This is a genomic window from Ruegeria sp. SATB045, from assembly GCF_059613525.1.
Genome location: NZ_JBXWSR010000028.1, coordinates 169,652 through 188,889, shown reverse-complemented (window position 1 = coordinate 188,889; position 19,238 = coordinate 169,652). Strand labels below are relative to the sequence as shown.

15 protein-coding genes are annotated in these 19,238 nt (G+C 58.7%); 7 read left to right on the top strand and 8 right to left on the bottom strand.

The window, feature by feature from the left end; all coding sequences use genetic code 11:
• Nucleotides 1–44 precede the first annotated feature (44 nt).
• The gene (locus AC2FNR_RS16080; RefSeq protein WP_496850036.1) at nt 45–2,057 is read left to right on the top strand and encodes a M3 family metallopeptidase; all 2,013 of its coding nucleotides are present in this window, start codon (nt 45–47) and stop codon (nt 2,055–2,057) included.
• Here the strand turns inward: AC2FNR_RS16080 and AC2FNR_RS16075 are convergent.
• From AC2FNR_RS16075 to AC2FNR_RS16050, 6 genes are read right to left on the bottom strand one after another with little or no spacing between them, the layout of a single operon-like run.
• A complete protein-coding gene (locus AC2FNR_RS16075) occupies nt 2,046–2,978 on the bottom strand; it encodes a 2-hydroxyacid dehydrogenase (RefSeq protein WP_496850034.1) in 933 nt (310 codons plus the stop codon). The two genes, AC2FNR_RS16080 and AC2FNR_RS16075, sit on opposite strands and share 12 nt — an antisense overlap.
• Before the next feature lie 15 nt (nt 2,979–2,993).
• On the bottom strand, nt 2,994–4,133 hold the full coding sequence (rodA, locus tag AC2FNR_RS16070) for a rod shape-determining protein RodA (protein WP_170353468.1): 1,140 nt from the start codon (nt 4,131–4,133) through the stop codon (nt 2,994–2,996).
• A complete protein-coding gene (gene mrdA / locus AC2FNR_RS16065) occupies nt 4,130–6,079 on the bottom strand; it encodes a penicillin-binding protein 2 (RefSeq protein WP_496850032.1) in 1,950 nt (649 codons plus the stop codon). Before mrdA ends, rodA begins: the two co-directional genes overlap by 4 nt.
• A complete protein-coding gene (locus AC2FNR_RS16060; RefSeq protein ID WP_496850030.1) occupies nt 6,079–6,612 on the bottom strand; it encodes a rod shape-determining protein MreD in 534 nt (177 codons plus the stop codon). Before AC2FNR_RS16060 ends, mrdA begins: the two co-directional genes overlap by 1 nt.
• Nucleotides 6,605–7,507, bottom strand: a complete 903-nt coding sequence (gene mreC, locus AC2FNR_RS16055; protein WP_496850028.1) for a rod shape-determining protein MreC — start codon at nt 7,505–7,507, stop codon at nt 6,605–6,607. The genes AC2FNR_RS16060 and mreC overlap by 8 nt, the downstream gene beginning before the upstream one ends.
• A gap of 56 nt (nt 7,508–7,563) precedes the next feature.
• Nucleotides 7,564–8,610, bottom strand: a complete 1,047-nt coding sequence (locus AC2FNR_RS16050; RefSeq protein WP_039523195.1) for a rod shape-determining protein — start codon at nt 8,608–8,610, stop codon at nt 7,564–7,566.
• A 155-nt stretch (nt 8,611–8,765) separates the two neighbouring features.
• On the opposite strand from AC2FNR_RS16050, the gene AC2FNR_RS16045 reads away from it, so the two are divergent.
• Nucleotides 8,766–9,551 carry a 23S rRNA (adenine(2030)-N(6))-methyltransferase RlmJ gene (locus AC2FNR_RS16045; RefSeq protein WP_496850026.1) on the top strand — a complete coding sequence of 262 codons (786 nt, stop codon included), beginning with the start codon at nt 8,766–8,768 and terminating at the stop codon, nt 9,549–9,551.
• A 122-nt stretch (nt 9,552–9,673) separates the two neighbouring features.
• On the top strand, nt 9,674–11,407 hold the full coding sequence (locus AC2FNR_RS16040; protein ID WP_170751710.1) for an adenylate/guanylate cyclase domain-containing protein: 1,734 nt from the start codon (nt 9,674–9,676) through the stop codon (nt 11,405–11,407).
• A 45-nt stretch (nt 11,408–11,452) separates the two neighbouring features.
• Here AC2FNR_RS16040 and AC2FNR_RS16035 read toward each other — a convergent pair whose 3' ends face one another.
• Entirely contained in the window at nt 11,453–13,021 is a 1,569-nt protein-coding gene (locus AC2FNR_RS16035) for a 2-isopropylmalate synthase (RefSeq protein ID WP_496850024.1), read from the bottom strand.
• A 286-nt stretch (nt 13,022–13,307) separates the two neighbouring features.
• On the opposite strand from AC2FNR_RS16035, the gene AC2FNR_RS16030 reads away from it, so the two are divergent.
• Nucleotides 13,308–13,973, top strand: a complete 666-nt coding sequence (locus AC2FNR_RS16030; protein WP_496850022.1) for an SDR family NAD(P)-dependent oxidoreductase — start codon at nt 13,308–13,310, stop codon at nt 13,971–13,973.
• A 6-nt stretch (nt 13,974–13,979) separates the two neighbouring features.
• Here the strand turns inward: AC2FNR_RS16030 and AC2FNR_RS16025 are convergent, their stop codons facing one another.
• The gene (locus tag AC2FNR_RS16025) at nt 13,980–15,446 is read right to left on the bottom strand and encodes an MORN repeat-containing protein (protein ID WP_496850021.1); all 1,467 of its coding nucleotides are present in this window, start codon (nt 15,444–15,446) and stop codon (nt 13,980–13,982) included.
• A gap of 145 nt (nt 15,447–15,591) precedes the next feature.
• On the opposite strand from AC2FNR_RS16025, the gene AC2FNR_RS16020 reads away from it, so the two are divergent.
• The 3 genes from AC2FNR_RS16020 (at nt 15,592) to AC2FNR_RS16010 (ending at nt 19,238) form a co-directional block, all read left to right on the top strand.
• Entirely contained in the window at nt 15,592–17,250 is a 1,659-nt protein-coding gene (locus tag AC2FNR_RS16020) for an NAD+ synthase (protein WP_170353460.1), read from the top strand.
• 257 nt (nt 17,251–17,507) lie between these two features.
• The gene (locus AC2FNR_RS16015) at nt 17,508–17,774 is read left to right on the top strand and encodes a hypothetical protein (protein WP_353391266.1); all 267 of its coding nucleotides are present in this window, start codon (nt 17,508–17,510) and stop codon (nt 17,772–17,774) included.
• A gap of 135 nt (nt 17,775–17,909) precedes the next feature.
• Nucleotides 17,910–19,238: an NAD(P)/FAD-dependent oxidoreductase gene (locus tag AC2FNR_RS16010; protein ID WP_480866925.1), complete on the top strand. Its 1,329-nt coding sequence runs from the start codon at nt 17,910–17,912 to the stop codon at nt 19,236–19,238.

Genomic DNA, 19,238 nt, shown 5'->3' with positions numbered 1-19,238 from the left:
TCATCCCGCCCCGCGCTCCTAGGTTGTGCTCAAAGGAGAGTTTCATGACCAACCCGATCCTGTCCGACTGGACCACACCGTTTGAAATCGCGCCCTTCGACACGATTGCCGACACCGATTTCGCCCCCGGATTGGACGCCGCCCTACAGGCCCACAACGCGCAGATCGACGCGATTGCAGGCGACCCCGACGCGCCGAGCTTTGCCAACACGGTCGAGGCGCTTGAGGCCGCGGGTGAGCAATTGGACAAGGTCCTGTCCGTCTTTTTCACCGTGGCCGGGGCCGATAGCAACCCGGCGCGTGAAGAGCTGCAGCGTGACTTCTCGCCCAAGCTGGCGGCGCATTTCTCGGGGATTTCGTCGAACAAGGCACTGTTTCAGCGGGTGGCCGACCTGTGGGACCGAAAGGATGATCTGAACCTGACCGACGAACAGGCGCGGGTTCTGATGCTGACCCATCGGGGCTTTGTGCGCGCGGGCGCAGCGCTGACCGGCGATGCGGACGCGCGGATGCAGGCGATCAAGGCGCGGCTGGCCTCGCTGGGTACATCCTTCACCCAGAACCTGCTGGCGGATGAGCGCGCGTGGTTCATGCCCCTGTCCGAGGATGATCTGGACGGTTTGCCCGATTTCGTAGTGGACGCGGCCCGCGCTGCCGGTCAGGAAAAGGGTGCGGACGGCCCGGTTGTGACCTTGTCGCGGTCGATCATCGTGCCGTTCTTGCAATTCTCGCCCCGTCGCGATCTGCGCGAGGTGGCGTATAAGGCCTGGACCGCGCGTGGCGCCAACGGTGGCGAGACAGACAACCGCGAGATCGCCGCCGAAATCCTCGCCCTGCGTGAAGAACGGGCCAAGCTGCTAGGCTATGACAATTTCGCCACCTACAAGCTGGAAACCGAGATGGCCCGCACGCCGGACAAGGTGCGCGACTTGCTGATGCAAGTGTGGGAGCCCGCCAAGGCCCGCGCGGATGCGGATGCCGAGACCCTGACGCAGATGATGCAGGCGGATGGGGTCAATGGCCCACTGGCCGCGTGGGACTGGCGCTATTATGCCGAGAAACGCCGCAAGGCCGAGCATGATCTGGATGAGGCCGCGCTGAAACCCTACTTGCAACTGGACCGGATGATCGAGGCCGCCTTTGCCTGCGCCAACCGCCTGTTCGGGTTGGAGTTCGCGCCGCTGGACGTACCGCTCTACCACCCCGATTGCCGCGCGTGGGAAGTCACGCGCAACGGTCAGCATATCGCGGTGTTCATCGGGGATTACTTCGCGCGGGGTTCCAAGCGATCCGGCGCGTGGTGCAGCGCGATGCGGTCGCAGGCCAAGTTTCCTACGGTGCAAGCTCCGGTCGTGATCAATGTCTGCAACTTCGCCAAGGGCGATCCGGCACTGCTGTCTTATGATGATGCGCGGACACTGTTTCATGAATTCGGCCATGCGCTGCATCAGATGCTGTCAGATGTGACTTATGAAAGCATCTCGGGCACATCAGTGGCGCGCGATTTCGTGGAACTGCCCAGCCAGCTTTACGAACACTGGTTGGAAGTGCCCGAAGTTCTGGCCGAGTTCGCCACCCATGCCGATACTGGCGCGCCGATGCCGCAAGACATGCTGGACAAGGTGCTGAAGGCCGCCAATTTCGATCAGGGGTTTCAGACGGTCGAATATGTCGCCTCGGCGCTGGTTGATCTGGAATTCCACGACGGTGCGGCCCCCGTCGATCCGATGGCGAAACAGGCAAAGGTGCTGGAGGGTCTGGGAATGCCCCCGGCCATCGGAATGCGCCACGCCACCCCGCATTTCGCGCATGTGTTTGCGGGCGACGGCTATAGCTCGGGCTATTACAGCTATATGTGGTCCGAGGTCATGGACGCCGACGCCTTCGCTGCCTTTGAAGAGGCTGGAGGCGCATTCGACCCCGACCGCGCCAAGGCGCTGGAGGAAAACATCCTGTCCACCGGAGGCTCGCGCGAGGCCGAAGACCTGTATCTGGCCTTCCGGGGCCGGTTGCCGGGGGTCGAGGCGTTGCTGAAAGGACGCGGGCTAGTAGCCTAAAGCGCGGTCGACGAGGTGCAGGTAGGGTTCGCCCGCCTCGCCACGTCGAATGTTCTCAACGATCACCTGCGCGGCTGTCACTGGCCGCGTTTCTGAGGCGATATGCGGCGTGACCGTCACATTCGGATGCGCCCAATAGGGGTGGTCGATTGGCAAGGGTTCAACCCGGAACACGTCCAGCGTAGCGTGGCCGATGTGTCCGGCGCTCAGCGCATCCAGCAGGGCGTCGTCGTCGATCAGAGGGCCTCGGCCCGGATTGATCAGACATGCGCCCTTGGGCAGTTGGGCGAGGGTTTCCGCGTTCAGCAGGTTCTCGGTCGCCGGTGTGTCGGGCAGAAGTAGAACGGCGATTTCGGCGCTGGCCAGCGCGTTGCGCAGCCCTTCATCGCCATGTAGACAGGAAACACCGGGGATGTCCTTGGGTGAGCGGCTCCAGCCTGTGACGTTGAAACCCAGCGCCCTTAATGCCCGCGCGGATGCCTCGCCCAACATGCCAAGGCCTAGAATGCAAACGGTACGTTCAGGGGCCAGCGGTGGGGCCTCGGGTGTCCATGTGCCGTCTTGCAGGGTGATATGGCGGTCCATCCCCAGATGATAACGCAGCACATGGCCGACCACCCATTCGGTCATGCCTTGCGTCAGCCCGTGATCGACCATCCGCGCCAGCGGGACGGTCAGAGAGTCGTTGCCCGCGATCTTTTCGACCCCGGCCCAGAGGCTAAGCACGGCCTTGAGGTGCGTATAGGGGGTGAAATCCAGCAGCCCTCCATTCGGGGCATAGACCACATAGTCGACCTGATCGGCCGGCAGGACGGTGGCAAGATGGGCATCCACGCCTGCTTGTTCCAACCCTTTGGTCAGCAGTGGTTCATACACGGGCCACAATTCAGGGCGCGCGGAAAACAGAACGTTTACGGGCATCGGGGGCCTTTCAAATCAGCGGGGACGGTGGATATGGGCGCTTTGCACAATACCGAAGGCCGCCATCAGAACAAGCATCGCCGAGCCACCGTAGCTGACCATCGGCAGGGGTACACCCACCACCGGGGCCAGCCCCATCACCATCGACATGTTGACTGCAAAGAACAGGAAGAAATTCAACGCGATGCCTAGCGTCACCAGCGACGAGAACCTATCCTTGGTCGACAGCGCCGTGACTAGGCAGAACACAAGGATCAGCCCGTATAGCGTCAGCAGGGTGATGCCGCCGACAAAGCCGAACTCTTCGGCCAAGGTGGTAAAGATGAAATCGGTGTGTTTTTCCGGCAGGAAGTTCAGGCGCGATTGCGTGCCTTGCATGAAGCCGCGCCCATTCCACCCTCCTGATCCCAGCGCGATCTTGGACTGTGTGATGTGATACCCTGCGCCCAGGGGATCGGTCGATGGGTCCAGAAACGTATCAATGCGACGGAACTGGTAGTCTTTGAGCAATTGCCACTCGGTCCCGCGGCTGTTGAACACAGTGGCGATCAGGCCGACCACCGCCGCGATGACGGCGGCAAAGTAGGCCCAGTGGACACCGGCCAGGAACATCAGACCTCCGCCCGCCGCAAGCAGCAGGATCGACGTGCCTAGGTCAGGCTGTTTCAGGACCAGCGCCGTCGGGATCAGGATCAGCGCAACCGGGATCAGAACCCATATCGGGCGTGAGGTTTTATGCGAAGGGAGCCAGTCGTAGTAAGCGGCCAATACCATCACCAACGCCACTTTCATCACCTCGGAGGGTTGCAGCCGCATGAAGCCCAGATCAATCCAGCGCTGCGCGCCCATACCGATTGTTCCGAAAAGCTCAACCATGATCAGCAGCCCGATCGAGCCCAGATAGGCCAAAACAGACATGTTTCGCCAGAACCAAATCGGAACCAGCGCGATGATGAACATCACTGTGAGGCCCAGACCAAAACGTTCCATCTGTGGCTCGGCCCACGGGGTCCAGGATCCTCCGGCCACGGAAAACAGCATCAGGAACCCGGCGCTGGCTGTGCTGATCAGCAAAAGCGTCAGGGGCCAGTTCATGTACAGGAACTTGCGGAACCCCGATGGCGTGGATTTGACGGCGTATTCAAGATAGCTCATGCGCGGTCCTTTGTGGTTGGACGCGCTTTGGGGCGGCGGTCGCCTTCAAGCTGTTTCTGTTGTTCCTTTATGCGTTCCCGGTCTGCGACAGGATAGGCTTCGAGTGGGGGCGTGCCGTTGTAAAGCGCCTGTAGCATAATGTCCCGCGCAACAGGTGCGGCGGCCTTAGAGCCGCCTCCGCCGTGTTCCACAACAACAGCGATTGCGTATTTCGGTTTGTCATAGGGGGCAAAGCTGACGAACAGCGCGTGGTCGCGGCGTTCCCATGGCAGGTCTTCATTTCGGATCACGCCTGCGGCACGTTCGGCCTTGGTGATGTTGCGCACCTGACTGGTGCCGGTCTTGCCAGCCATGCGCAGATCGTCAGCAATGATGCGGCTGCGATAGGCGGTACCACCCCGGTCATTCGAGACCGAGAACATGGCCTTGCGCACCTGTTCAAGATTGTTCGGGTTCACCGCCAAAGGTTCACCCAGGCCCGAGGGTTCTTCGACCCCATTGATCGAACGAACAAGTCTTGGCTTCACTTCACGTCCGGTGGCGATCCGTGCAGTCATGACCGCAAGCTGCAGAGGTGAGGCCAGCATGAAACCCTGACCAATCGACGCATTTGCTGTGTCGCCCACAAGCCAGCTTTCACCGTGTACCCGCTCTTTCCATGCCTGGTTCGGGGCCAGCCCGGCCGCAACTGCCGACATCGGAATGTCATGTTTGACGCCCAGCCCGAAAACACGCGCCATGTCGGAAATCTTGTCGATACCGGTCCGCAGCGCCACATCGTAATAATAGACATCACAGCTGCGCTTGAGCGAAAGGTTCAGATCGACAGTCCCATGCCCGCCGCGCTTCCAGCAGTGGAAACGGCGGCTGCCCACCTTTAGATGGCCGGGGCAATAAACGGTATTGCCGGGGCCGATCACTCCGGCCTCAAGCGCGGCCATGGCGGTGATCATCTTGAAGGTTGATCCCGGAGGGTACGTGCCTTGGACTGTCTTATTCGCAAGCGGGCGGTAATTGTCTTGTGTGAGGGTTCGGTAATCCCCAACCGAGATACCGCGCACAAACAGGTTCGGGTCGAAACTGGGTGCTGAACTGATCGCGCGGATATCGCCGGTCTCACAGTCGATTACCACCGCCGCGGCGCTTTCACCCGCCAAACGGGCTTGCGCGTATTGCTGCAGATCGGCATCGACGGAAAGTTGCAGATCGGCGCCGGCCTCGCCTTCTTGCCGGTCCAATTCGCGCATGACGCGACCGGTGGCGTTGACTTCGACCCGCTTGGCCCCGGCCTTGCCGCGCAGGGTGCTTTCCTGCTTGGCCTCAAGTCCAACCTTGCCGATTTGAAAGCGGGGGATGCGCAAAACCGGCTCGGGGTCGTCGATCTGGCTTAGGTCATAATCACTGACTGGGCCGACATATCCGACCACATGGGCAAAGTCCTCGTAGCGCGGATATTGCCGCGTCATGCCGACTTCGGGTGTCACCCCCGGCAGGGCAGGCGCATTGACGGCGACTTTCGAGATATCCTCCCACGTGACCTGATCAGCCAACGTGACCGGAAGAAACGGGGCCGAACGGCGCATCTCGGTCTTGGCGCGTTCCATTTCGTCTTCGGTCAGCGGAATCAGGGACGACAGCCGCGTCAGCACTTCGTCCACATCGCCTGCGTCCTCGCGGACCATCACGATACGGTAGGAAGGAGAGTTTTGCCCGATGATCTGACCGTTTCGGTCATATATACGTCCGCGCGTCGGAGGGATCAGGCGGATGTTGATGCGGTTTTCTTCGGCCAGCAGGCGGTATTCATCGGCCTGATCGACCTGCATATAACGCATGCGGGCGGCCAAACCCCCGATAAAGGCAGCTTGCAACCCGCCAAGAATCAAGGCCCGACGGGGTAAGCGTTTATAGGCCATTCCTTGTGACTTGGGCTTCTGTTGCTTCATCAGCGTGCCCCCATCGTGCCGGTTTCGGCGGCGGATATGCGTTGAACGCCGAATGCGCTCTGTGTCAGCAGAACGATCAAGGGGTAAATAGCTATTGTCAGAACCACTTGAATCACGACTGGCCCCAATGCCGCCTGTTGCACGGACACAATAGCAAGAATAACGCGGTTGAGCACAAAAACTGCCGTGATCACGACCGCTGATGTCATCCACTCACTTGGAAAACCGGCATCCCTCATGCCCAGCGATGCTGTTCGCAGATAGGCCGCGCCAATGACCACCAATGCCGCCATCAGGCCCGGCGGGCGTTGAAGCAACAGGTCGGCGGTCAGCATCACAACCGCTATCAACGGAATCGGCACAAATTCGGGCCGCCGCATGACCCACGCGAACGTCAACGCGATCAACAGATCGGGAAAGGGCCAGCGGTCCGGTTTTGTATCCAGCGGAAGAAGGTGCATGAACAAGATCAGCATTGCCAGAAACAGATACAATGCACGCTTGGTCCAAAGCTGAGACGCATTCCTATCCATCTCCGACCTCTGCTGGTGTCAGGGCGGCTTCGGGACGTCGTGGTCCGACGATATCCCCCGAGTCTTCGATGGCAGGAGCCGAGTGGAACCTAAGAACACGCAAGAATTCCAGCCGTTCGAAATCCGCAGACAAGCGTACGCGCAGACGCCCGCCCGGATCGGCCGTGATCTGGCCAATCAGCAGGCCGCCGGGAAACACTCCGCCATCACCTGACGTGACAACACGGTCGCCCGGTCGTACAAGTTCGCGATTTTCCACAAACTCGACGGCGGGTGCGGATGTGTTATCGCCCGCGATCAGTGCAGTCTGGCCCGAAGGCTGAATCGTCGCGGGAATAGCGCTTGAGGCATCGGTCAGCAGGATGACCCGGGCCGTGTCGGGGCCAACGCCCGAGATGCGCCCCACCACGCCAATACCGTCCATCGTTGCCCAGCCATCCATTATGCCGTCGCGTTCACCAACATTCAGCAAAACCGATTGCCGAAAGGGCGAGCCACTGTCGGCCATAACGACACCGGTGATATAGGTCAGGCGCGGGTCAAGCCGTACGTTGTTGAGATCCAGAAGGCGCGCGTTTTCCTGTTCCAACTGCAGGGCGGCCTCTTTCCAAGCGCGCATCAGGCGCAACTCGCTGCGCAGTTCCTGGTTCTGTTCGCTCAGCCGCTGATAGCTTTGGAAGTCACGGGCCAGATTGACGATTCCTGTGACTGGCACCATCGCCCATTCCATCGAGGGCACAACCTTGTCGACCACTTGCGCGCGGAATCGTTCAACCCGAGGGCTGTCGATGCGCCAGACGAGAAAGATGCCCAACAGGCAAAGCACAACAATCCCCAGCAACAAGCGGCGCAGAGGTGCCGTGTATTCATCGCGCTGTGATCGGTCGTTTGCCACAGGTTACCTTCCCGTGCTGCTCTTGCCCGAGTTCTTACCCCGAAAGGGTGCGCGCCTTAGCTTTCGTAGTCAATCGCGTGGCGCAGTTGTTTTTCGTATTCCAGCGCTTTGCCGGTACCCAAAGCCACACAATTCAGGCTTTCATCGGCAATCGACACAGCCAGACCGGTCTGTTCGCGCAGGGCAAGGTCCAGATCGCCCAGCAGCGCGCCGCCGCCGGTCAGCATCACGCCCCGGTCCACGATGTCGGCGGCCAGATCGGGCGGTGTGGTTTCCAATGCAGTCATCACCGCTTCGCAAATCTGCTGGACAGGTTCTGAAAGGGCCTCGGCCACTTGGGCTTGGCTGATCTCGATTTCTTTGGGCACGCCGTTCAGCAGGTCGCGGCCCCGGATATGCATTGACTGGCCCCGACCATCGTCTGGCATCCGGGCGGTGCCGATGGTGGTTTTGATACGTTCTGCAGTAGATTCGCCCACCAGCAGGTTTTGCTGACGCCGCAGGTAAGAGATGATCGCCTCGTCCATACGGTCTCCGCCCACGCGGACCGAGCGCGCATAGACGATGTCGCCCAGCGACAGAACGGCCACTTCGGTGGTGCCGCCGCCGATATCGACAACCATGTTGCCGGTCGGATCAGTGATCGGCATGCCAGCACCAATGGCGGCTGCAATCGGTTCGGCAATCAGGCCCGCGCGGCGCGCACCTGCCGACAGAACCGACTGACGGATCGCGCGCTTTTCAACTGGCGTCGCGCCATGGGGTACGCAGACGATGATCTTGGGCTTCGAGAAGGTCGACCGTTTATGCACCTTGCGGATAAAGTGCTTGATCATTTCTTCGGCAGTGTCGAAATCGGCAATCACGCCTTCGCGCATCGGACGGATCGCCTCGATCGAGCCGGGCGTTCGACCCAGCATCAGCTTGGCATCTTCGCCCACGGCCAGAACCTTTTTGACGCCGTCCTTGACGTGATAGGCCACCACCGAAGGTTCCGACAGGATCACACCGCGCCCTTTGACATAAACCAGCGTGTTCGCCGTCCCAAGGTCAATCGCCATGTCCGCTGTGAACAGGCCGCCCAGATTGCCAAAGATTCCCATGTTTTCAATGATCCCGTTCGTCAAAATTTCCACTGCCCGCGACTCGACGGTTCCGGGACGGATGTCTTATAGGGTGCCATCTCGCCCGGTAAAAGGGCTGATTCCGCGTCAATCAGCACCTTTCCGCCTTATTGATAGGGACTTTAGAAGGCAACATGCTCTCATATCAACATATTTACCATGCTGGAAATCTGGCTGATGTGCAAAAGCACGCTTTGTTGGCATGGGTGCTGGAATATTTGACCCAAAAAGACAAACCATTGACCTATCTCGAAACACATTCAGGTCGTGGTTTGTATCACTTGGACGCGGATGAAGCAGTGCGAACAGGCGAGGCTTTGGCCGGGATAAAGCGGGTGCAGCGCGAAGGTTGGTTCAAAGCGGATCATCCGCTGTCACGTGCACTGACGCAGGTTCAGGCGACACACGGACGGCACGCCTATGCAGGTTCACCCCTGATCGCGGGTAATTTGCTTCGCGATCAGGACAGCATGCATTTGGCCGAACTGCATCCACAAGAATTCGGCGCCTTGTCGCTGGCCGTGTCGCGGTTCGGAACAAAAACCTACAAGCAGGACGGATATGAGTTGGCGCATTCGCTACTGCCGCCAACGCCACGGCGAGGAGTTCTGTTGATTGATCCGAGCTACGAGGTGAAGTCAGAGTATGACCGGCTGCCGGGTTTTATCTCTAAAGTGCATCGGAAATGGAACGTAGGCGTTATTGCCTTGTGGTATCCAATCCTTGCGGATGGGCGGCACAAGTCGATGGTCGCGGCGCTGCAAGGGCAAGACTTACCAAAGGTCGAGTGTCACGAAGTCCGCTTTCCCGCCGCGCGCGAAGGGCATCGCATGATCGGATCAGGGATGTTCGTTGTAAATGCGCCATTCGGAATTGCGGATGAGATGCGCCGTTTGGATGCGTTGTTTGCCAAGCTCTGAAGATGCCTGAATACACTTGATCAGGGCATTCGCGTCTTCGCGATACACGCCTTGGGTGTTTTTACAAAATCTGTTTTGGAAATGGGGTGTTCGGTCCTAGACTTTGGTCAGGGAGGTGCGCGATGGATCGCCGACTAGCTACGGTTCTGGCCGCTGACATGGTGGGCTATAGTCGGCTGATGGAAGCGGATGAACAAGGCACGCTTGCCCGTCTGCGTACGCACCGTATCGAGCTGATCGACCCGGCAATCGACAAGAACCGCGGAAAAATCATCAAAACAACGGGCGACGGGATGCTGGTTGAATTCCCCAGCGCCAGCGAAGCAGTGACCTGCGCGGTCGCGGTGCAGAACCGGATGTTGCGTCGCAATGCAGATGTTCCGAAGGACCAGCGCATTCATTTCCGCATCGGGATAAATCTGGATGAGATCATTTTTGAGGATGGCGATATCTTCGGCAGCGGTGTCAATATCGCCGCGCGGCTTGAGCAATCTGCAAATGCTGGTGAGGTTCTGATCTCGGGCGCGGTGCATGAACAAGTCTCGGACCGATTGGAGTTGCAATATGATGATCTAGGCGATCTGACACTTAAGAACCTGTCTCAACCTGTTCATGCCTATCGGGTCGCTTTGGATGGCACGGTTGCAGACGATGCGCCAGCAGGTGATGGCGATACCAAAGTGGTCAAACCCTCTATCGCGGTTTTGCCCTTCGCAAACATGAGTGGAGATACCGAACAGGAGTTTTTTGCCGACGGTCTTACCGAAGATTTGCTGACCGAGTTGAGCCGCCGGCATGAGCTGTTCGTGATCTCGCGCAATTCCAGTTTTGTCTACAAGGGACAGGCTGTGAATGTACGCGAAGTGGGTGCTAAGCTGGGTGCGCAATACATCGTCGAAGGTAGTGTCCGAAAGGCTGGCAACAGGGTACGTGTCACCGTTCAGCTGATTGATAGTTACAGTGATGGCCATGTCTGGGCTGAGAAGTATGATCGCGACCTGGATGACATTTTCACAATACAGGACGAGGTTATCTCGGCCGTGGTTGCCACACTTCCCGGTCGTATCGAAGCTTCGCAGCAAGAGGGGCTGACGCGCAAGAAACCTTCCAGTTTTGCAGCCTATGAATGCGTTTTGGCCGCGAAAGTCCTGCATCACCGCAGCACGCGCGAGGATAATGCCGAGGCGACAAAGTTGATCGATCGCGCTATCGAACTGGATCCGGATTACGCGCACGCCCATGCCTGGAGCGGTTGTATCCGCGGTCAAGCTTGGGGATATGGTTGGTGCGATGATCGTGAAGCCATGCTGGGTGAGTGTGAAAAGGCGATCCTCAAGGCCGCTTCTCTGGATGATAACGACGCGGATGTTCATCGTTTGATGGCTGCGGTAGAGATTTTGCGAAACAACCTTGGCCGGGCGCGGTATCATCAGGAACGCGCGCTGTCGCTGAACCCGAATTACGATCTGGTTGTGGTTCAGATGGGCGAATTGCTGACATGGTCGGGTCGTGCCGATGAAGGTGCCGAGTGGATACAAAAGGCGATGCGTCTGAACCCTCACCACCCTGCACGGTTCTGGAGCCATCTTGGAAAGGCGCGCTTCGGTGCTAAGAAGTATGATCAGGCATTAGAGGATTTCGCCCGGTTGCCTGCCCTCGACTCGCTTCAGAACGCATATGTCGCTGCCTGCCATGCGTGGCTGGGAAACCAGGACGAAGCGCGAGCGTACGTTGACGCAATTTACGAGGCCCAGCCAAAGTTCAAGATCGCTGATATTGAAGGCATGCTGCACTACGCCAGCGATGAAGATTTTCGGCATTTTGTGGATGGGATGCAAAAGGCCGGGTTGTCCTGACCTTTGCGACGAAAAAGCGGCCCGCAAAGACGGGCCGCCGTTCGGTCAGGTCAAATCTTTGTAGCTGATCTCGCGCGCATCAGCGCCCGGACCCGCTTTTTCACGTCTTACAATCAGGCGGTTCAGCGCGTGGATGTAAGCTTTGGCCGAGGCGACGACGGTATCGGTGTTCGCCGACTGACCGGTAGCGATCATGCCGTCCTCTTCCAACCGAACAGACACCGTGGCTTGGGCATCGGTTCCTTCGGTCACTGCGTGGACCTGATAGAGTTGCAGATGCGCTTTGTTGGGATAGATCGCACGGATTGCCTTGAAAGTCGCGTCCACTGGACCGTCGCCATGTTCGGTGGCGATGATATCCTTGCCATCCATCTCAAGTTCGACCGTAGACTCGGCTTGGCCGCCTGTGCCGCAGGTCACCTTCATCGACACGAGCTGCAAATAGTCGTCGTGCTGATCCATGGTCATCAAGGCAATGAGGTCGTCGTCAAAGACCTCTTTCTTGCGGTCGGCCAGATCCTTGAACCGTACAAAGATGTCCTTGAGCTGATTGTCGCCCAAATCAAAGCCCAAGGTCTCGAGCTTGTCGCGCAGGGCCGCGCGGCCCGAGTGTTTGCCCAACGGCAAAGACGTGCCGGACAAGCCGATATCCTCGGGGCGCATGATCTCAAAGTTTTCGCGGTTCTTCAGCATCCCGTCCTGGTGGATGCCGCTTTCATGCGCAAAGGCGTTCTTGCCGACGATAGCTTTGTTGAATTGCACATTGAACCCGGACACCGTCGCCACACGACGCGAGATATGCATGATCTTGGTGGTGTCGATACCTGTGTGCCACGGCATGATGTCATTGCGCGTGCGCAGTGCCATCACGACCTCTTCTAACGCGGTGTTGCCGGCGCGTTCGCCAAGACCATTGATGGTACACTCGATCTGTCGCGCTCCGCCCGCCACAGCGGCCAGAGAGTTCGCCGTCGCCATGCCGAGATCGTTGTGACAGTGGGTGGCGAAAACCACCTCATCTGCACCCGGTACGGTCTCGATCAGGCGTTTGATCAGGTCGGCGCTTTCGACCGGAGCGGTATAACCCACCGTGTCGGGGATGTTGATCGTCGTCGCGCCCGCCTTGATCGCGATCTCGATCACGCGGCACAGGTAATCCCACTCGGTCCGGGTGGCATCCATCGGCGACCACTGCACGTTGTCGCACAGATTGCGTGCATGGCTGACCGTTTCGTGGATCTTCTCGGCCATCTCGTCCTGGGTCAGGTTCGGAATGGCGCGATGCAGCGGAGAGGTGCCGATGAAGGTATGAATGCGGTTCAGGCGTGCGTGTTTCACCGCCTCCCAGCAGCGATCAATGTCTGCGAAATTGGCGCGGGCCAGACCGCAGATGCGGCTGTTTTTCGAGCGCTCGGCAATCTCGCTGACAGCTTTGAAATCACCCTCGGAGGCGATTGGGAAACCGGCCTCGATGATGTCGACGCCCATTTCGTCCAGCAGCTCGGCAATTTCGAGCTTTTCGTTATGGGTCATGGTTGCGCCGGGGCTTTGTTCGCCGTCGCGCAAGGTGGTGTCAAAGATCAAGACGCGGTCTTGGTCGGTCACGTTGGTCATGGGAATCTCTTTCTTCTTCTGTCCTAAAGCCTATGGCGCGCGGGCGTCCTCCTCTGAGCGGGCGCGCCGGATGGCACGCTCAGAGGCGGATTAGGATCAGTAGGCCACGCAGCGACGCACCGCCAAGGGCGGTGTCGGCAACAAGGATATCTGCGCGGTTGATCATGGGGTTGAGGTTATACAGACAGCGCCGCGAATGAAAAGACGGAATTTGCAGCTTGTTACCGGTCGTGTTTGTTTTTCGGGAAATATTGATTGGTGAGGGCAGGCTGCTAGGTGAAGAAGCATGCAAACGGCACTTATCATCGGCGCGTCCGGGGGGATTGGTTCAGCCCTTCACGCGCGGCTACTTGGGCACTCTGTTTCAGTCACGACCCTGTCGCGGTCTATGGACGGGTTCGATTTGATGGATCCGGACAAATCCAACGCGATTCTCGGCACGCTAACTGGCCCTTATGACATGATCTTCGTCGCGTCCGGCGCGCTTGAGATCGACGGGGCCACGCCGGAAAAGTCGATAAAGGCAGTGTCTGCGCAGGCCATGATGGATCAGTTTGCGTTGAACGCGGTAGGCCCCGCTTTGGTTCTGGGGCACGCAGCCAAACTGATGCCCCGTGACAGGCGCTGCTTGATTGCCGTGCTTTCGGCCCGCGTAGGGTCCATCGGCGACAACCGGTTGGGTGGATGGGTCAGTTACCGCGCGGCCAAGGCCGCCGTGAACCAGATTGTGCATACAACCGCGATCGAGTTGGCGCGGACGCATAAACAAAGTGTGTGCGTAGCCTTGCATCCTGGCACGGTTCAAACCGCGTTCACCGAGAAATACGTAGGTCGTCATCCGGCAGTTAAACCGGACAAGGCGGCTCAGAACCTGCTGGCTGTGGCTCAATCACTGACCCATGCTGATACCGGCGGCTTCTTCGATTGGGCGGGTCAGACCGTTCCGTGGTAGCCTGAGCTACCCGTCCGAGGGCGTCTCGGTCGGTTGGGCCGCGGGCGGGGTTTCCTCTGGCGCTGTCGTCTCAGCCTCGCCGCTGCTGGGCAAGACGTCGTTTTCCCAGGTGCCAGTCTCGACCTCTCCATTGGCATAACGCATGGTGCCGTCACCGTGGCGTTTATTGTCGCGGAAATTGCCCTCGTAGACGTCGCCGGTGGCATAGGTCGCAATACCGCTACCACTGATTTTTCCGTCAACCCACCCACCGGTATATGTGAAATTGCGTGCCGTGGTGACGGTGCCTTGGCCGTGCCGCTTGCCGTTCAGGAATTCGCCTTCGTAGACTGTGCCATCCGGAAAGCTGGCTTTGCCAGTGCCTTGGCGGTTTCCGTCAACCCATTCGCCCTCGTATATATAACCATTGGCCAATTTCAGCACACCTGAGCCATGGCTCAGGCCGTTCCTGAACTGGCCCGAATAGACCACGCCGTTGGGATAGGTGACGGTTCCGCGGCCTTCGTAGATGCCAGCGATCCAGTCACCGTCGTATATAGTGCCATCCGGGTAAGTGTGTACGCCTTTGCCGTGGGGCAGGTCGACGCTGAAATCCCCCACATAGACCGAGCCGTCAGGATAGGTCATCTCGCCGAACCCGTCGATCTGGCCTCCGGACCATTCGCCGTTGTATTCAAACCCGTCTGCGCCAACAAAGCGGCCCTTGCCTTCTCGACGGTCATCGACATACGCGCCTTCGTATGTCGTGCCGTTCACATAGGTCGCCTTGCCGGTGCCCTGACGGCGCCCGTCCACCATGTCGCCTTCGTAGACGTCTCCGTTCGCCAGAACCTGCCGGCCCTTTCCGGTCATCCGACCTTCAAGCCACGCACCGCTATAGGTCATGCCGTCGGGAACGGTCAGAGTGCCTTCACCATGGCGCTGCCCATTCAGGACGTCGCCTTCATAAACGTTGCCGTTTGCCCAGGTGATTTTGGCTTTGCCCTGCTTGACGCCTTCGACCCAATCACCGTCATAGGTATAGCCGTTCGGATTGGTCAGAATGCCTTTGCCGTGACGCTTGGCATCTTTGAACCCACCTTCGTACCGTTGACCGTTCGCATAAGTCGCAATGCCGGTGCCGTTGATCGTGCCGTTAGCCCAGTCGCCCTCATAGCTGCCACCGTCAGCATAGATGATCTTGCCACGCCCCTCGGGCTGACCCTTTGCAAACATACCTTGGTAGATCGACCCATTCGCGTATCGGGCGATACCGCTGCCTTGAATTTCACCCTCGGACCACTGGCCAGTGTATTCGAAGCCGTCCGGTAGGCGATACGTGCCGGTTCCGTGGCGCAGGCCGTTCAGAAACGTACCTTCGTAGACGCCGCCGACCTCGTCATCGGCCGTGATCACCTGTCCTTCCTGCGCGCTAACGGTTCCGGCCATCAAGGCCAGGGCCGTTACAGCAATTGAGGTGCGGAATGCATTCATGATCGTTCCAACCTGCCCGGTTATCATCCTTTTGCGCAAAACTAAGATACCGCAGGGGGCAGGGCAACGGCTTTTGCCGCATTTGCCTTTCACTCGCGCCGCGATCTGCTAAATGGCATAAGACTGACGAGGGCAAGAGGGCAGCATGGCCGACCGTTTCCGCATCACTCTGGCGCAACTCAACCCGACTGTGGGCGATATCGAAGGCAATGCGGCGCAGGCGCTTGACGCATGGGAACAAGCGCGCACCGCAGGGGCCGAGATGGTGGCGTTGCCGGAAATGTTCATAACCGGGTACAATACGCAGGACCTGGTCATGAAGCCTGCTTTCCATCGCACGGCCATGGCCGCTGTCGAGGCTTTGGCCGCGAAATGTGCAGATGGGCCTGCTCTGGCGATCGGCGGGCCTTGGGTGGAAGACGGCCACCTATACAACGCTTACCTGATTCTGAAGGGCGGCAAGGTCAGTAGCAAGGTGTTGAAACATCATCTTCCCAATGAAACCGTTTTCGACGAAGTGCGCCTTTATGATTCAGGCCCTTTGGGGGGGCCTTACTCAGTTGGCAATACGCGCATCGGCAGCCCGATCTGCGAGGACAGTTGGCATCCGGATGTGGCCGAGACGCTGGAAGAGACCGGGGCCGAGTTCCTGCTGATCCCGAATGGTTCGCCCTATTTTCGCGACAAATACGATATCCGCCTGAATCATATGGTTGCACGTGTGATCGAGACCGGGTTGCCCCTGATCTATCTGAATATGGTCGGTGGACAGGACGACCAGGTATTTGACGGCGCGACTTTTGGCCTGAACCCGGGCGGAGAACTTGCTTTCCGAATGCCCGTTTTTGACGCGGCCCTGGCTCATGTTGATCTGGAGCGTGGGGACGACGGGTGGCGTATCGTTCCGGCAGATATCGTGCCGCAGCCCGATGCATGGGAGCAGGACTACCGCGCCATGGTCCAGTCTCTGCGTGATTACATGGGTAAAACGGGGTTCAAAAAGTGCGTGCTTGGACTGTCCGGGGGGGTGGATTCGGCGCTCGTTGCCGCGATTGCCGTGGATGCGCTTGGGGCCGAGAACGTGCGCTGTGTCATGCTGCCGTCGGAATATACCAGCCAGGCTTCGCTGGACGACGCCGAGGCCGTCGCCAAGGCGCTGGGCGTGCATTACGACTATGTTCCGATTTCGGATAGCCGGGCGGCCGTTACTGGGACTCTGTCCCAGCTCTTTGCCGGGCGGGACGAGGATCTGACCGAGGAAAACATTCAATCCCGTCTGCGCGGGCTGCTGCTGATGGCGATATCAAACAAGTTCGGCGAGATGTTGCTGACCACCGGTAATAAATCCGAGGTCGCCGTGGGCTACGCCACGATCTACGGCGATATGAATGGCGGCTATAACCCGATCAAAGATCTGTACAAGACACGGGTTTTCGAAACATGCCGTTGGCGGAATGCCAATCATCGCGACTGGATGAAGGGCCCCAATGGCGAAGTTATTCGGCCGTCGGTTATCGACAAACCCCCCAGCGCCGAGCTGCGCGCGGATCAGAAAGACAGTGACAGCTTGCCGGATTATCCGGTGTTGGACGCGCTTTTGGATATTCTAGTCGATCAGGACGGCTCGATCGCTGATTGCGTTGCTGCTGGTTTTGACGAAGCGGATGCCCGCAGGGTCGAGCATCTAATCTATATCTCAGAGTACAAGCGGTTTCAGTCTGCGCCCGGAACACGTCTGACAAGTCGTGCCTTCTGGCTGGATCGCCGCTATCCGATAGCGAACCGGTGGCGCGACCGCTCCTGAGATAGATTGTCGGTAATCCCGATCCAATTTCCCTAACTGTGATAAAGTGTTTCCACTCAATCCCCTTTGAGTGGGGTGGTAGCCCTTGTTTGGCAGTTTTCCTTGTCGACAGGCCGCTTTTTCGCCACATTTTAGCTGTATTATCGCCCAATGTCGGGCGGGTGTGACGCAATTGGGTTGGACAAACCGGACGGTTGACTCGACCAGGTAAGTTTGCGCGTCGCCTCAGATGTCTGTGTTAACGATTTGGTATCGCCATGCGTGAGGAATACGATAAACCGCTGCATTCTCCGTTACCGTGGAAGTCCATGGAATCGGAAGGTCAGGTTCTGGATGAAACCAAGCTGGACCTGGCGATTGCCGACCTGATGAACCAAGAGCATTCGGTCAAGTCGGAACCAGAGCCAACACCGCCAACGATTCCGGCATCCGAGGACAAGCCGCAAGAAGCTGCGCCTGACACTGTCATCGGGTTTTCTGCCTCTCTACGGCAAAAATGGGCTGAACTGGTCGGGGCAGCCTGAGCTTTTACGTTTTTTGGAAACTGTGCGCGATAGCCACAGATCACGAAAATAGTAACAACCACGACTTCGGTCGTATTGCCACTGGTTGTGCGACGGGCATTCATTGCGGTCCGAGCAATGATAAAAGAGCGGTAGATGCCCGGCCCGAAACCCACCCACGTGGAACCAGATTTGAACCTTCCGAAATCCGTGGATGTCGTGGTGATCGGAGGAGGAATTATTGGTGCCGTAACCGCTTTGGAGCTGTCCGAGCGGGGCGCACGGGTTCTACTTTGCGAAAAAGGCCACATAGCTGGTGAGCAGAGCTCGCGCAATTGGGGTTGGGTGCGATTGGGTTTGCGGGATCCTCGCGAAATTCCTTTGATGCTGGAGGCCCAGAAACTCTGGGATGGGCTTGATGACCGTGTCGGGCGCAAAACCGGATTTACCCGGTCAGGAATTCTGTTTGGTGCTTCGGGTCGCCGCGGGGCCCAAAACCTCGAACGGTGGGCGCAGCATGTTGAGGGATTGCAGACAGGCGCAGAATTGCTGTCTGGCACTGAACTGGACGCTGTGTTGCCGGACCACAAAACTGGATTGAACTACGCGCTTTACATGCCTCGCGATGGGCGGGCCGAGCCGCAGTGGGCAGCCCCTGCGATCGCCGAGGCAGCCCGCGACAGGGGTGCGGTGCTCATGACCAACTGTGCAGTGCGCAGCGTGGATGTGCAGGATGGGCGCATTGCCGGGGTTTTCACTGAACGCGGCCGTGTCGCCTGTGATTCCGCGGTATTGGCAGGAGGTGCCTGGTCCCGCCTTTTCGCAGGCAACGCGGGTATAGATTTGCCACAGCTCAAAGTGCTGAACACGGTGTTACGGGCTTCTCCGGTTGCAGGTCCCGAGACAGCTTTATGGTCGGATGACTTCGCAATTCGTAAACGTGCGGACGGAGGGTACACAATAGCATCTGGCCATGAGAATACGGTGGATATCGTCCCTGACAGCTTTCGATTGGCCCGGCGTTTTCTGCCCGCATTTCGGCAGGAATGGCGATCACTCCGGTTCCGATGGTCCAAACGTTGGGCGGTCGAAGCACAAGAGGACAGATCGTGGCTGCCTACCGATGTCACGCCGTTCGAGCATACCCGCGTTCTGGACCCCGATCCTTCGGGCAAGGTTCTTCGCCGCGCTTGGGCGAGTGCGCAGAAAGCAATTCCGGCCTTACAGGCAAGTGAACTGGTTCAGAGTTGGGCGGGGATGATCGACGTTACACCCGATGCCATACCTGTCATTTCGGGTGTGGATACGATGCCGGGTATGTTCATCGCCACGGGCTTCTCCGGCCACGGCTTTGGCATAGCGCCCGGCGCGGGCCGCCTTATGGCTGATCTGGTCGCGGACACAACACCATGTGTTGATCCGGCCGCGTTTCGTCTGTCACGTTTTACCGATGGCTCACGCGTGCGGCCGGACCCAGGGTATTAA